Origin of the sequence: Nocardioides sp. NPDC047086 (assembly GCF_040643685.1) — a bacterium.
Taxonomy (GTDB): domain Bacteria; phylum Actinomycetota; class Actinomycetes; order Propionibacteriales; family Nocardioidaceae; genus Nocardioides.
Window position 1 is genome coordinate 135,482 of record NZ_JBEYUV010000001.1, and the last position, 12,941, is coordinate 148,422.

The following is a 12,941-nucleotide window of genomic DNA, read 5'->3' on the forward strand; positions in this document are numbered from 1 at the left end:
GCTTTCGCAGGTCTACGGAGAGGTCATTCCCACTTCGTCGCGAAGGTGAAGCCGACCGCCATGAAGCCGATGCCGACCAGGAGGTTCTTCTGGCCCAGATCGTTGAAGACCCAGATCTTGTCCAGGTGGTCGTTGGCGAAGACGTAGAAGACGCAGATCCAGATCAGGCCGATGACGAAGCAGCCGAGCATGCCGATGACCACGCCGCGGCCGCGGCCCAGCGGGGTCTTCGGGTGGGCGGCGACGGCCAGGCCCAGGAAGAGCAGGATGAAGCCGATCAGGTAGTTCCACCCCTCGAGCTTCTGCACCGGCTTCGGCCCGGTGAAGTCGCCGCCGACCTCGTTGGGGCGGACCCCGACGTAGTAATAGGCGATCCAGCCGATGCCGAGGGCGATCAGCAGCAGGGCGACCCCGAAGCGCGGAGTGAAGATCGGCTCCTTGGGAAGGTCGAGATCACTCTTCTTCGAGAGCTTGAGCTTGGCCACGGGTGATGCTCCTCAGACAAATGTGATTGCTGCGCATACCCTAATGGTCGTGAGCTCCGGAACCCAGGCTAACCCCACCTCTAAACCAAAGCGATGGTCCCGCGTGACCTCGTGGAGGGTCGGTACGCCCATCGTGGTGCTGCTCTGCGGCGGTCTGCTCGCGGTGAGCTTCGTGAACGCGGACGGCACGGACCTGCGTCCGGGCCGTTACGAGGACCTCGCGACACTCGTCGACGGGGAGCGGATCCGCTACAACCGCCTCGAGGCCCAGCTGGCCGACCTGCAGAGCGAGGTGGACGGGCTCACCAGCGGCGTCACCGACAAGGACGTCAAGAAGCTCCAGCATCAGTCCGCGAGGCTCGCCGACCCCGCCGGCACCTCCGACCACAGCGGCGCCGGCATGCAGATCGTCCTGGGCGACGCGCCCTCGGAGGTCCAGCAGAGCTACACGGGTGACGACCCCAACTCGCTCGTCGTGCACCAGCAGGACATCCAGGCGGTCGTCAACGCGCTCTGGGCGGGTGGCGCCGAGGCGATCACGATCGCCGGCAAGCGGATCATCACCACCACCGGTATCAAGTGTTCCGGCAGCACGGTGCAGCTCGACGGCGTCCCCTATCCCCAGCCGTACGTCATCGAGGCGGTCGGCGACCCCGATCGGCTGCAGGCCGCGATCGACCGCGACGACCACGTGCAGAACTACCGGGCCGACGCCAGCGACCCCAACGTCCAGATCGGCTGGTTCAACAAGCCGCTGACCTACCTCACCGCTCCGGCCTACGACGGCCTGCTCGACGTGAAGTACGCGAAGCCGCTTCCTCAGGAGAAGTGAGCCCGCCGGTCGAGCCGCCGGAGCCGCTGGGCCGAGGCGTGTCAAGCGTTGTATCGAGCTTGCCGAGATGACCAACACGGTCCCATCGGCGCTCGATGGGACCGTGTTGGTCTCGACACCGCTCGCTGGCGCTCGCGAGCTCGACCAGCGTGGGTCAGGGCACTGCCGGGCTGCTCGGCGGGAGCGCCGGGTCACACGTCGGCGGGTCACCGGGCTCGGCCGTCTGGGTGGCCGAGGCCGACGGGTTGGCCGGGTCGGTGCCGGGCACGAGGGTCTGACAGCTCGGCAGGGCCTCCTCCTTCGTCGAGACGAAGATGATCACCTGGCCGTCCTGTGCGAGCGGCGTGCCCTTGGTCGGCGTCTGCTCGACGACGGTGCCCTTGGGCTTGTCGGTGTTGGGCTCGTCCTTGCGGACCGGCGTGAAGCCGGCGTTGCGGAGGATCTCCTCGGCCTGCTCTGCCGTCTTGCCGACGACGTTGGGGACCTTGTTCGGGCCCTTGGAGACGGTGAGGGTGACGACGGTGGCCTTGCCGGTGGTGACGCTCTCGCCGTCGCTCGGGTCGGACTCGATCACGATGCCCTTGTCCTTGTCGGACTCGACCGTCTCGATCTTCACCGTGAAGTTGTAGGGATCGCCCTCGAGCAGCTCCTTGGCCGTCTTCTGTGGCGAGCCGACGACGTTGGGCATCTCGCGGTTCGGTGGACCGGTAGAGACTGTCAGGGTGACGGTGCTGCCCTCCTCGACGTCCTGCCCTGCGGACGGGTCCTGGGAGATCACCACGCCGACCGCGACCGTGTCGCTCGACTCCCTCTCGACCGCACCCTTCAGCTTGGCCGTGCTCAGCTCGGCCATCGCCTTCTCCTGGGTCAGGCCGGTCACGTCAGGGGCCGGCGTGGTCTGCGGGCCGAGGGCAGCAGGCAGGAAGTAGGCGCCCAACCCGATGAGGCCGACGATGACCAGACCGAGCAGGATGAGCACCCACGGGCGCGGGCCCTCGGAGCGGTCGTCCTGGGGCGGGTAGTAGCCACCGTTGGTGGGGTCGCCGTAGGGGCCGACCGCACGGTTCTGGGCGACCTGGGTCTGGTCCATGCTCGGCGGCACGGTCGCCTGGACCGGTCGTCCGGCGAGGTAGCGCTCGATGTCGGTGCGCATCGCCTGCGCGGACTGGTAACGATCCTCGACCCGCTTGGCGAGCGACTTCATCACGATCGCGTCGAGCTCACGGGTCAGCGTCGGGTCATGGGCCGACGGAGGCTGGGCCTGCTCGCGTACGTGCTGATAAGCCACCGAGACCGGTGAGTCGCCCACGAACGGCGGACGGCCGGTGAGCAGCTCGTAGAGGAGGCAGCCGGCCGAGTAGACGTCGGAGCGGGCGTCGACCTGCTCGCCGCGGGCCTGCTCGGGGCTCAGGTACTGCGCGGTGCCGACGACGGCCGCGGTCTGCGTCATCGTGGACTGGGCGTCGTTGAGCGCCCGGGCGATGCCGAAGTCCATCACCTTCACGTCGCCGGCCGGCGTCAGCATGACGTTGCCCGGCTTGATGTCGCGGTGGATGATCCCGTTGCGGTGGCTGTAGTCGAGCGCGTTGAGTACGTCGGAGCTGATCTCCAGCGCCCGCTCGGGCAGGATCTTGCGACCCTCACGGAGTACGTCGCGCAGCGTGCGGCCGGCGACGTACTCCATCACGATGTAGGGCTGGGCGACGCCGTCGTCGGACTTCTCCTCGCCGGTGTCGTAGACCGACACGATCGAGGGGTGGTTGAGCTTGGCCGAGGACTGCGCCTCGCGCCGGAAGCGCGCCTGGAAGGTCGCATCGCTGGCAAGATCGACCCGCAAGCGCTTGATCGCGACCACGCGGCCGAGCCGGTGGTCGGTGCCCTTGCGGACCTCCGCCATGCCGCCGCGGCCGAGCAGCTCACCGACCTCGTAGCGACCGGCCAGGAGGGCTCCCTCAGCCATTGCCTACCCCGTTGCCGTTCCCGTTGCCGGGGGTGTTCTCGTCGCCGGGGAGGTCAGGGAAGACCCAGCCGTCGGAGGAATCTCCGTCGGTCGGCTCCTCCTCGTCGCTCTCTTCCTCGTCGGGCTCCTCGGCGGGAGGCTGCTCGACCACGGGGCGCTCGCCGTAGTAGCGGATGGTGATCGGGTCGCCCTCGTAGAGGTTGCGGGTCGGGTCGAGGCCGGAGACGGTGTCGGGCTCGTAGCTGCCGTCGTTGTCCTGGACCGCCACCTTGACCTTCAGACCGAGGTCGCTCAGCTCGGAGCGCACCTCGTCGACGTTGCGGCCGACGTAGTCGTCCTCGTCGATCTCGACGGCCTTCGGCTCCTCCTCGGGCTCCTCAGACGGAGTGGGCTTCGCGGAGGCCGAAGGGGTAGTGGACGTGTCGTTGGCCGGAGTCTTCGGATCCCCGGCGAGGGTCGAGATGATCCAGATGACCGCGATGATCACGGCCACGAGCATCAGGATCACGACGATGTTGAACGGCTTCTTGTACCAGGGCTTCTGCTCGTCGTCCTCGTCGTAACGGTCGTAGGGGTCCTGGTAGCGAGGCGGCGGCGGACCGTCGGGACCGCCGGCGCCGCCCTGCATGCCGACGAAGTTCTGGGTGGACGAAGGCGAGGGCACCGGGTCCATGACCGACGTCGCGGTCGCGTCGCCGGGCGCCGCAGCGACGACGGTGGTGGCATCGGCGTCCGCGTCGGCGGCGCCGTGGCCGATCATCGCGCTCGTGAATGCGGCCGCGTCGGCGTAGCGGAGGGTGGGGTCCTTCTGCAGGCTCCGCATCACGATCGCCGCCAGATCGGCCGGGACGTGGTCGGGCAGCGGTGGGACCGGGTCGTGGAGGTGGGCGATCGCGGTCGCGACCGGGGTCTCCTTCTGGAACGGCCGGTAGCCGGCCAGGCACTCGAAGGCGACCACACCGAGGGAGTAGACGTCGGAGGCCGGCGTGGCCTTCTCGCCACGCGCCTGCTCGGGGCTGAGGTACTGAGGCGTGCCCATCACCTGGCCGGTGCCGGTGATGCCGGTCGACGCCTGGGCACGGGCGATGCCGAAGTCGGTGACCTTGACCTTGCGCTGCGGGGTGACCAGCAGGTTGGCGGGCTTCACGTCGCGGTGGACGATGCCGGCGCGGTGGGCCGCGGCCAAGGCGTCGCCGGCCTGACCGAGCAGGTCGCGGACGACCTCGGGGGCGAGGGGACGACCGTCACGGAGCAGCTCGGAGAGCGGCTTGTGGTCGACGAGCTCCATCACCAGGAACGGCCGCATCAGGCCGGAGGCGGTCGGCATCTCGCCGACGTCGTAGACGGCCACCACGTTGGGGTGGTGGAGCGCCGCTGCATGCTTCGCCTCGGACTCGAAACGGGACCGGCCGATCGGGTCCTCGGCGTGCTCGGGCTTGAGGAGCTTGATCGCGACCTCGCGGTTGAGGGTCGTGTCGGTCGCCCGCCACACCTCGCCCATCCCGCCGGTGCCGATGAGCTCGTGGAATACGTAACGACTCATGAGATCGCTGCCTCCATCATGGCCTTCGCGATTGGGCCGCCCAGCCGTCCGCCGGCGATCTCGCTGCGCTCGGTCCCACTCTTCTGGACCATCACGGCAACCGCGATGGACGGGTTCTCCGCCGGGGCGAACGAGGTGAACCAGGCGTACGGCGCACGTTCCTTGGTGCTCTGTGCGGTGCCGGTCTTGCCGGCGACGCTCACCCCGTCGATCGCGGCCGCCTCGGCGGTACCGTTGTCGACGGTGCTGACCATCATCTGGGTCAGGATCTCGGCGGTGTCCTGCGAGACCGCGGGCTGGTTGTCGATAGTGGTCGGGTTGCCCTGGTCGATGACGTCGAGGGACGAGGAGGTGACCCGGTCGACGAGGTAAGGCTTCATGACCTCGCCACCGTTCGCGATGCCTGCCGAGACCATCGCCATCTGCAGCGGGGTCGCGATCACGCTCTGCTGACCGATCGCGGCGCGGGCCTGCTCGGCCTTGCCGTCGTTGTCCGGGTACTGGCTGACGGCCAACGGGCCGATGTCGTCCAGGTAGTCCTGGCCGAACCCGAACGCCTCGGCCTGGTCCTGCATCTCCTCGTCGGAGAGCTCCATACCGAGCGAACCGAACGCGGTGTTGCACGAGACCTCGAGAGCGCGGGTGAGGGTGATCTCCTCGCCTCCGCAGCTGGTGCCGTTGAGGTTGGGCAGGTCGGTGTCGGTGCCGGGCAGGTCGAGCGAGGCGCCGCCATAGACCTTGCTGTCGCCGTCCATGCCGAGGTTCTCGATCGCGGCCGCGGCGGTGACCAGCTTGAAGGTCGATCCCGGCGGCAGCGCGGTCTGGATGGAGCGGTTGAGCAGCGGCTCGTTGTCGTCCTTGGCGAGCTGGTCGTAGGACTTCTTCGCGGACCCGAAGTCGTGGGTCGCCAGCTTGTCGGGGTTGAAGGTCGGGGTGGAGGCCATCGCCAGGATCCGGCCGGTCTTCGGCTCGATCGCGACCGTCGCCGCCTGGACGTCCTCACCGAGCGCGGTCAGGCCCTCGTACGCAGCGTCCTGGACCTTCGAGTCGATGGTGAGCTCGACGTTGCCGCCGGCCGGCTCGGAGTTGGTGACCAGGTCGACCAGGCGGTTGGTGAAGAGCTTGTTGTCCTGGCCCGACAGCACCGAGTCCTGGGAGCGCTCGATCCCGGTCTGGCCGTAGGAGTAGGACATGAAACCCGTGATCGGGGCGTACTTCTTGCCGCCCGGGTAGGTGCGCTGCCACTCGTACTTGTCGTCGCTCGGCTTGCTGGTGGCGATCGCCTTCTTGCCGACCAGGATGTCGCCGCGCTGCTGGGAGTAGGCCTCCTCGGTGACCCGGCGGTTGTCGGCTCGGTCGTTGTACCAGCTGGCCTTGAAGAACTGGACGTACGTCAGGTTCAGCATCAGCGCCACGAACAGGATCAGGCAGCCGACGCTCAACGTCCGGATGGGGCGGTTCACTTGGTCATCGCCCCTTTGTCGAGCTTGACGATCTGGGTCTCCTCGGCAGCGAGATCTTCATCGGACGGTGCCGTCGGCAGTGGACGGCGGGACTGGTCCGAGACGCGCAACAGCAGGGCCACGATCACCCAGTTGGCGACCAGCGAGGATCCACCATACGAGAGGAACGGTGTGGTCAGACCGGTCAGGGGGATGAGCCCGGTCACGCCGCCGACGACCACGAAGGTCTGCAGCGCGACCGAGGTGGCCAGACCGACGGAGAGCAGCTTGCCGAAGTCGTCGCGGGCCACGATCGCGGTACGCAGGCCGCGCTCGACGATCAGGCCGTAGCAGAGCAGCAGGGCCAGCAGCGCGGTCAGGCCCAGTTCCTCGCCGATCGCCGGGATGATGAAGTCGGAGTTGGCGTAGGGGATCCGCCACGGTTCGCCCGAACCGAAGCCGCGCCCGATCATGCCGCCCCAGCTCATCCCGAAGAGGCCCTCGACGAGCTGGCCCGAGGAGGTCACGCCATCATCGCCTACGGGGTAGTACTTGAACGGGTCGAGCCAGGTGAACACCCGGACGCGTACGTGGCTGAAGAGACTCAGCGCGGCGAAGACACCGCCCGCGAAGAGCAGTCCACCGACGACGATCCAGCCCTTGCGCTCGGTCGCGACGTAGAGCGTCACCACGAAGAGGCCGTAGAAGAGCAGGCTGGAGCCGAGGTCGCGCTGCAGCACCAGGATCGCGAGGCTGATCACCCACATCATCAGCAGCGGGCCGAGGTCGCGGCCGCGCGGCAGGTCGATGCCGGCGAAGCGGCGCCCGGCCAGGGCGAGCGCGTCGCGGTGGACCGCCAGATAGCCGGCGAAGCAGATCACCAGCAGCACCTTGGCGACCTCACCGGGCTGGAAGCTGACCGGCCCGAGGTTGATCCAGATCCGTGCGCCGTTGATCTGCTTACCGATGATCGGGAGCATCGGCAGGATCAGCATGACCACCGCGCCGAGGCCGGCGGTGTAGGTGAACCGCTGCAGCGTCCGGTGGTCGGGCACGACGAAGAGCGTGATCAGGAACAGCACCACGCCGATCGTCATCCAGATCAGCTGCTGGCGGGCGAAGGCGTCGGACTCGCTCGCCCCCGCGGCCAGGTCGAGCCGGTGGATGACGGCCAGACCGAAGCCGTTGAGCATCGCCACCAGCGGAAGCAGCACGGGGTCGGCGTACGGAGCCAGGAGGCGTACGCCGATGTGGGCCGCCACCAGGAGCGCGACCAGCCAGGTGCCGTAGCCGACGATGTCGACCGGGATCTTCTCCTGCACCCCGAGGCCGACCGCGGCGTACGCCCCGATCCCGACCGCGAGGGCCAGGATCAGCAGGACCAGCTCCGCCCCCCGGCGTGACCGGTGGACGAAGACGGGCATGGAGCTCGCCGGAGTGAAACCACTCATGCCGCCACCTCGCTCATGACCCGCTTCCCGCGTCGGCGGCGCTCTGGTCGGCCAGCGACTGCACCTTCTCCTGGGCGCCGGCCAGGTCCTTGCTGTGGATGCCGTCCTCGAGCTGGTTCTGGTAGGTCTCGGCCAGGTCGGCGACCTTCAGGTTCGAGGTCTGGTAGGGCTCGGAGAGGTCGAGGCCGATCATCGTGGTGGGTACGCCACGGAAGATGGTGACGTTGCCGTCCTGCTCGCCGATGTACCACTGGTTCTGCGACCAGACGAACGCGGTCGCGACCGCGATCCAGACGACACCGAGGACGGCCATCAGACCGAACGCCCAGCGGAGCTTCAGATACTTGGCCGGCGCCTGGAGGGCGTAGCGCATCTCCTCCGGGTCGGAGGCGATCGCACCGTCGGGGATCTCTTCGTCGATCGGGTCCAGCTCGCCGGTGTCGCCCATCCGGTGACCGCGGAACAGGGCGGTCATCTGGCCGGTCTTGGTGGTCCTCCGCTTGAGCTCGGCCGCCGCACCCACCATCTGGGCCTCGAGACCCGGGGACGGGATGGTGTCGCTGGGCACCACGTCGGCGACCACGCAGGTCACGTTGTCGGTGCTGCCGGAGTCGAGGGAGACCCGGACCAGCTCGACGGCTGCGTACTCGGGCGTGCCGGTGGCCAGGATGTCGGCGATCCGCGGGTCGTCGACATAGCCGCAGACACCGTCGCTGCAGAACATCAGCCGGTCGCCGGCGGCGAGATCGACGATGAACAGGTCGGGCTCGAGCTCCCGGGTGCCGTCGAGGGCCTTGAGGATCAGGTTGCGGTGGGGGTGGGTCTTGGCCTCCTCCTCCGTGATCCTCCCCTCGTCGAGAAGCGTCTGCACGAAGGTGTGGTCGTGGGTGACCTGGTGGATCGCGCCGTTGCGGAGCAGATAGGCGCGGCTGTCGCCCACGTGGCCGACGGTCAGCTTGGAGCCGTCGAAGAGGCCGACGGTCGAGGTCGTGCTGGTGCCGTTGAGCGTCGGGTCGTGGTCGACCAGATGGCCGATCTCGTCGTGGGCCATGTGCAGCGCGTGCGAGACCAGGCCGATCAGGTCGTCGTCGACCAGCCCGAGGGCCGGCTCCTCGTCGAGCTTGCGCAACTGCTGGACGGCGGTGCTGGAGGCGATGTCGCCGCGGGCAGCGCCGCCGACACCGTCGCAGACCGTCAGCAGCCAGGGGCCGGCGTACCCGCTGTCCTGGTTGTCCTTGCGGACCCGGCCGACGTCCGAGACCGCCGCGAACTCGAGGCGGAAGGGTCGTCCGTCGGCAGCGCCGGGGCTAGCAGCGGGGTCGGGCGTGGGGTCGGTCGCAGCGGTCACTTGCGCAGCTCCAGGATTGTTTTACCGATCCGCACCTGGGTCCCGAGAGAGATGGCGGTCGGCTGATTGATCCGGACGGACCCGATGTAGGTGCCATTGGTCGATCCGAGGTCCTCCACGAACCACTGGTCGCCGGAGACGGCGATCCGGGCGTGGCGGGTGGAGGCGTAGTCGTCGTCGAGGATGATCGCGGCATCGCTGCCGCGGCCGATGACGATGGGGGCCTGCGAGAGCGGCACGGTCACCCCGGCGTTGGAGCCGGTGGTGACCGCCACATGCGTGGGTACGCCGCGCCGCGGGGCCCTCGCCGCGGCAGCCTTGCCGCGAGCAGGCGGGGCCGCGGGCTGACCGCCGGCCGAGGCGTTGGTGACCCGCGCGCCGAACATGTCGGAGCGGATCACCGACAACGCGGCCAGCACGAAGATCCACAGGATCGCCAGATAGGCGACCCTGATCAGGAACAGGGTCAACTCGCTCAACTGCGCTCCTCCACGATGTGCGCGGTGATGACGGTGGTGCCGATGCGCACCTGAGAGCCGTCGTCCAAGGTGGCACTCGCCATCTTCTGCCCGTTGACCAGCATGCCGTTGGTCGAGCCGAGGTCATAGACCTCGACGCGCACACGGTCGCCGGCCTGCTTCGAGCGGAACTCGATGTGGCGGCGGCTGATGCCCGGGTCGTTGATGCGCAGGTCGGCGTCCGTCCCACGTCCCACGACGAGGTTGCCGTGGAGCGGGTGCCGGGTGCCGTTGATCTCCAGGTAGGCCTGCGCGCGGCTCACCTGGGTGTCGCTCATGTCTGCGCCCGAGACCGCCGCCTGGGCGCGGCTGCGCACCCGGAACCGGCCGATCGTCAGGTCCTTCGCCTCGCCGAACTCGATGCTCACGCGGCCCGGGAAGACGAACCCCTGCGCCTCGGCGTGGTCCATCAGCTGGCGCTTCAGCTCTTCCTTGAGGTGGGGTCCGTAGGACTCCAGCTTGCTCAGGTCGCTGGCGGACAGCTCCACGAAGAAGTCGTTGGGGACCAGGCGCCGCTGGCGGCTGAGCACCTGGGCGTTGTTGTCGATCTCGCGCTGGAGCGCGGCGACGATCTCCACCGACTTCACCTCGGACCGGAACGCCTTGGCGAAAGCGCCTGAGATGAGCTGCTCCAGCTTCTGCTCGAACTTCTGCAGGCCGCTCACGTTGTTGCGCTCCTCTCAGGTGCCGGGGGTGGGCCGGTCGGGGTTGATGGTCAGTCGCGTACGGGCACAGTGGTCCCCGGGATTCGGCCCGATCGTATCGGTGCACCCTAGGGGATCTGCCACTTCCCGCATTCTGCGTGGTTTCGATCCTCCCACGATCCGGTGACCACCAGCGCCAAGGCGGGCGGGGTGCCGTCGTTTTGGGTCGGCGGGCGCCTGTGGGCTAACGTTTCCTCTGCTGCACGCGCGAGTGGCGGAATAGGCAGACGCGCACGGTTCAGGTCCGTGTGTCCGAAAGGACGTGGGGGTTCAACTCCCCCCTCGCGCACCACCACGAAGGCCCCGGTCGATGACCGGGGCCTTCGGCGTTTCAGGTGACGCGACCTCTGCCTCGATGTCACAGATCGGCCCGGTGCCCCGTCGGAGGGTGAGGAACATCGAGATCATCTGACAACAGGGAGACATCATGAACATCGCGCTGTGGGTTGTCGCCGGCGTATTCGCGTTCGGCTACATCGCCGGCGGCATCGTCAAGCTGACGATGCCCTATGAGAAGTACGCCGCGAAGCTGCACTGGCCCGAGGACTTCACGCCCGGCAACGTGCGGTTCATGGGCGTCGTGGAGGTCCTCGGTGGCATCGGGCTGGTCCTGCCGGGGCTGGTCGGCGTGGCGCCGGTGCTGGTGCCGGTCGCGGCATCGTGCATGGCGCTCTACATGGCCGGCGCGATCACGGAGCGGATCCGGCGGGCCGAGTACAAGGAGCTGCTCGGCGACCTGGTGTTCCTGGCGGCGATGGTCTTCGTCGCCTGGGGGCGCTTCGCGATCGAGCCGTTCTAGCGGCCGGGGTCGGTGAACGAGGACATCAGGATCTCGATGGTCGCCATCAGGCGGTCCTTGTCGTAGCGATCCGGGTCCTCGAGGGTCAGCCGGGCGAACTCCTCGGCGGTGACCAGCGTCAGGTGGGCAAGGAGGTCGACATCGACCTCCTTGCTGTCATCTCCGGTGGCACCGTGCCGCTCGAGACCTTCCTGGAAGGCATCGGCGAGGTAGCCGCGGATCAGCTCCCGGGTCGCGTCGATGCGGTCGCGTACGACGGCCGGGGCGTTGCGGGTCAGGCCGAGCACGGGGCGCCACACGTCGGGCTCCTTGCGCACGATGTCCAGCAGAGCGGCGTACGCCTCGAGCGCCCAGTCGGCGACGGCCTGGTCGCCGCCGGGCTGGGGCATCAGGCGGACGGCGGAGGCGAGGGCGCGGCGCTGGGTGCGGTCGAGCAGGGCATGGAGGAGCGGCTCGAGGCCGTCGTACGCGCTGTAGACGACCGGGCGGGTGACCTCGGCCTCCTGGGCGATCGCCTCGATGGAGACCGACTCGTAGCCGTCGCGCGCGATCACCCGCAGCGCTGCGTCCAGCAGATGCTCGCGTCGCTGCTCGACCGGGAGCCGTGGTGCGTAGCGGCGTTTTGCCCGTGGCGGTGTGTCGGGGGTCACCTGGACACAATATTACAGAGGTGTAGATTAAGCTGAACCTACAGTGGTGTAGCAAAGAGGAGAAGCACGATGGTGTTCGGTGTCAAGACTCGCCAGCAGCTGATGAAGCAGTACGAGCCCATGGCCGACTACGGGTTCCTCGGGCCGGACTCGGTGGCGTGGAAGGTGTGGAGCCACCCGACCTCGTACGTCCTGGGCTTCGCTCGTTCCGTCACGATCGAGCACTTCGACCCCAACCTCGCCGCCGCCGTGGTCCAGTCCGGGGGCGTGAAGTACCGGCCCTCGACCCGCTACGGCCGTACGCTGCGTTACTTCGCCATGCAGCTGTTCGCCGGCGCCGAGCAGACCTGCCGGGCCGCCGACGTGCTGGTCAAGGTGCACTCCAAGGCGATCGGCCACGACCCGGTGACGGGTGGTGAGTACGACGCCAACAAGCCGTCCTCGCAGCTGTGGATCCACATGACGGCGTGGCATTCGATCCTCAAGTGCTACGAGATGTTCGGTCCGGGACGCCTCTCTGAGGACGAGGAGAACCGGTTCTGGGCGGAGTGCCGTGAGATCGCGAAGCTGCAGACGATCGATCCCGCCACCGTGCCCGCCAGCCGTGACGAGGTGCACCAGTACTTCGAGGACTGGCGCCCGCACCTGGCCGCGTCCGAGGCGGCCCAGGACATGATCCACTTCATCATCCCGCTGAAGGTCGCGCTGCCGCCGGCGATGCCGGCGTGGCAGAAGACGCTCCTCGCGCCGACGATGTGGGTGATGAGCAAGGGGGTCATCTCGACGTACCCCCGCTACATGCGGGAGATGGCCAACCTCCGCCAGGGGCCGCTCCTCGATGCGGCGGTGCGCCTCCCGAACAAGCTCCTCCACGGCCTCCTCTTCCGCTCCTTCAACGCCCGGCTCGTGCTGTTCGGCCTGCTCGCGCCGCAGGCCACGCCGGTCGCGGCCCCGGCCATCCTCGGCATCCCGCCGGTGAGCGACCGGGTCTGGGAGGTCCGCGAGGCACAGGCCCACTTCGGCTTCGACCACCCCGGCGCCGCGCACCCCGACCTGCGGGCCAAGCAGCGGGTGCGGGTCTTCGACAAGGGCGAGAGCCCCAGCGACGAGGGCCTCCTGGAGTCCCAGCAGCACATCGGCTCGATGGACGTGCACGCGGCAGCCCGCGTCGGACGCGCGTCCTAGAAGAGTCGGCAGGGCGCTCCGCTG

Annotated in this window: 12 protein-coding genes and 1 tRNA gene; 4 read left to right on the forward strand and 9 right to left on the reverse strand. The window is 68.4% G+C overall.

The window, feature by feature from the left end:
- Positions 1 to 23: 23 nt before the first annotated feature.
- Positions 24 to 485, reverse strand: coding sequence for a cell division protein CrgA (locus tag ABZ796_RS00715; RefSeq protein WP_357333728.1), 462 nt, complete (start codon positions 483 to 485; stop codon positions 24 to 26).
- Between the two features lie 103 nt (positions 486 to 588).
- On the opposite strand from ABZ796_RS00715, the gene ABZ796_RS00720 reads away from it, so the two are divergent.
- Complete coding sequence (locus tag ABZ796_RS00720; protein ID WP_357333730.1) at positions 589 to 1,317, forward strand: DUF881 domain-containing protein; 729 nt, start codon at positions 589 to 591, stop codon at positions 1,315 to 1,317.
- A 154-nt stretch (positions 1,318 to 1,471) separates the two neighbouring features.
- Here ABZ796_RS00720 and pknB read toward each other — a convergent pair whose 3' ends face one another.
- Genes pknB through ABZ796_RS00755 form a run of 7 tightly spaced genes read right to left on the reverse strand, consistent with a single transcriptional unit; the run spans position 1,472 to position 10,244 of the window.
- The gene (pknB, locus tag ABZ796_RS00725; protein ID WP_357333732.1) at positions 1,472 to 3,277 is read right to left on the reverse strand and encodes a Stk1 family PASTA domain-containing Ser/Thr kinase; all 1,806 of its coding nucleotides are present in this window, start codon (positions 3,275 to 3,277) and stop codon (positions 1,472 to 1,474) included.
- The gene (locus ABZ796_RS00730; protein ID WP_357333734.1) at positions 3,270 to 4,820 is read right to left on the reverse strand and encodes a serine/threonine protein kinase; all 1,551 of its coding nucleotides are present in this window, start codon (positions 4,818 to 4,820) and stop codon (positions 3,270 to 3,272) included. Before ABZ796_RS00730 ends, pknB begins: the two co-directional genes overlap by 8 nt.
- A complete protein-coding gene (locus tag ABZ796_RS00735) occupies positions 4,817 to 6,283 on the reverse strand; it encodes a penicillin-binding protein 2 (protein ID WP_357333736.1) in 1,467 nt (488 codons plus the stop codon). The genes ABZ796_RS00730 and ABZ796_RS00735 overlap by 4 nt, the downstream gene beginning before the upstream one ends.
- Positions 6,280 to 7,713, reverse strand: coding sequence for an FtsW/RodA/SpoVE family cell cycle protein (locus ABZ796_RS00740; protein WP_357333738.1), 1,434 nt, complete (start codon positions 7,711 to 7,713; stop codon positions 6,280 to 6,282). The genes ABZ796_RS00735 and ABZ796_RS00740 overlap by 4 nt, the downstream gene beginning before the upstream one ends.
- Before the next feature lie 13 nt (positions 7,714 to 7,726).
- On the reverse strand, positions 7,727 to 9,061 hold the full coding sequence (locus tag ABZ796_RS00745) for a protein phosphatase 2C domain-containing protein (RefSeq protein WP_357333740.1): 1,335 nt from the start codon (positions 9,059 to 9,061) through the stop codon (positions 7,727 to 7,729).
- Entirely contained in the window at positions 9,058 to 9,540 is a 483-nt protein-coding gene (locus ABZ796_RS00750; protein ID WP_141802030.1) for an FHA domain-containing protein, read from the reverse strand. Before ABZ796_RS00750 ends, ABZ796_RS00745 begins: the two co-directional genes overlap by 4 nt.
- The gene (locus ABZ796_RS00755; RefSeq protein WP_357333742.1) at positions 9,537 to 10,244 is read right to left on the reverse strand and encodes a DUF3662 and FHA domain-containing protein; all 708 of its coding nucleotides are present in this window, start codon (positions 10,242 to 10,244) and stop codon (positions 9,537 to 9,539) included. The genes ABZ796_RS00750 and ABZ796_RS00755 overlap by 4 nt, the downstream gene beginning before the upstream one ends.
- A 244-nt stretch (positions 10,245 to 10,488) precedes the next feature.
- Here ABZ796_RS00755 and ABZ796_RS00760 point away from each other — a divergent pair.
- A tRNA-Leu gene (locus ABZ796_RS00760) sits at positions 10,489 to 10,575 on the forward strand.
- A 135-nt stretch (positions 10,576 to 10,710) separates the two neighbouring features.
- Positions 10,711 to 11,082, forward strand: a complete 372-nt coding sequence (locus tag ABZ796_RS00765; protein ID WP_357333744.1) for a DoxX family protein — start codon at positions 10,711 to 10,713, stop codon at positions 11,080 to 11,082.
- Here the strand turns inward: ABZ796_RS00765 and ABZ796_RS00770 are convergent.
- On the reverse strand, positions 11,079 to 11,732 hold the full coding sequence (locus ABZ796_RS00770) for a helix-turn-helix domain-containing protein (protein WP_357333746.1): 654 nt from the start codon (positions 11,730 to 11,732) through the stop codon (positions 11,079 to 11,081). The genes ABZ796_RS00765 and ABZ796_RS00770 overlap by 4 nt on opposite strands.
- Before the next feature lie 69 nt (positions 11,733 to 11,801).
- Between ABZ796_RS00770 and ABZ796_RS00775 the strand changes: the two genes are divergently transcribed.
- Positions 11,802 to 12,917 carry an oxygenase MpaB family protein gene (locus ABZ796_RS00775; RefSeq protein ID WP_357333748.1) on the forward strand — a complete coding sequence of 372 codons (1,116 nt, stop codon included), beginning with the start codon at positions 11,802 to 11,804 and terminating at the stop codon, positions 12,915 to 12,917.
- Positions 12,918 to 12,941: the final 24 nt, after the last annotated feature.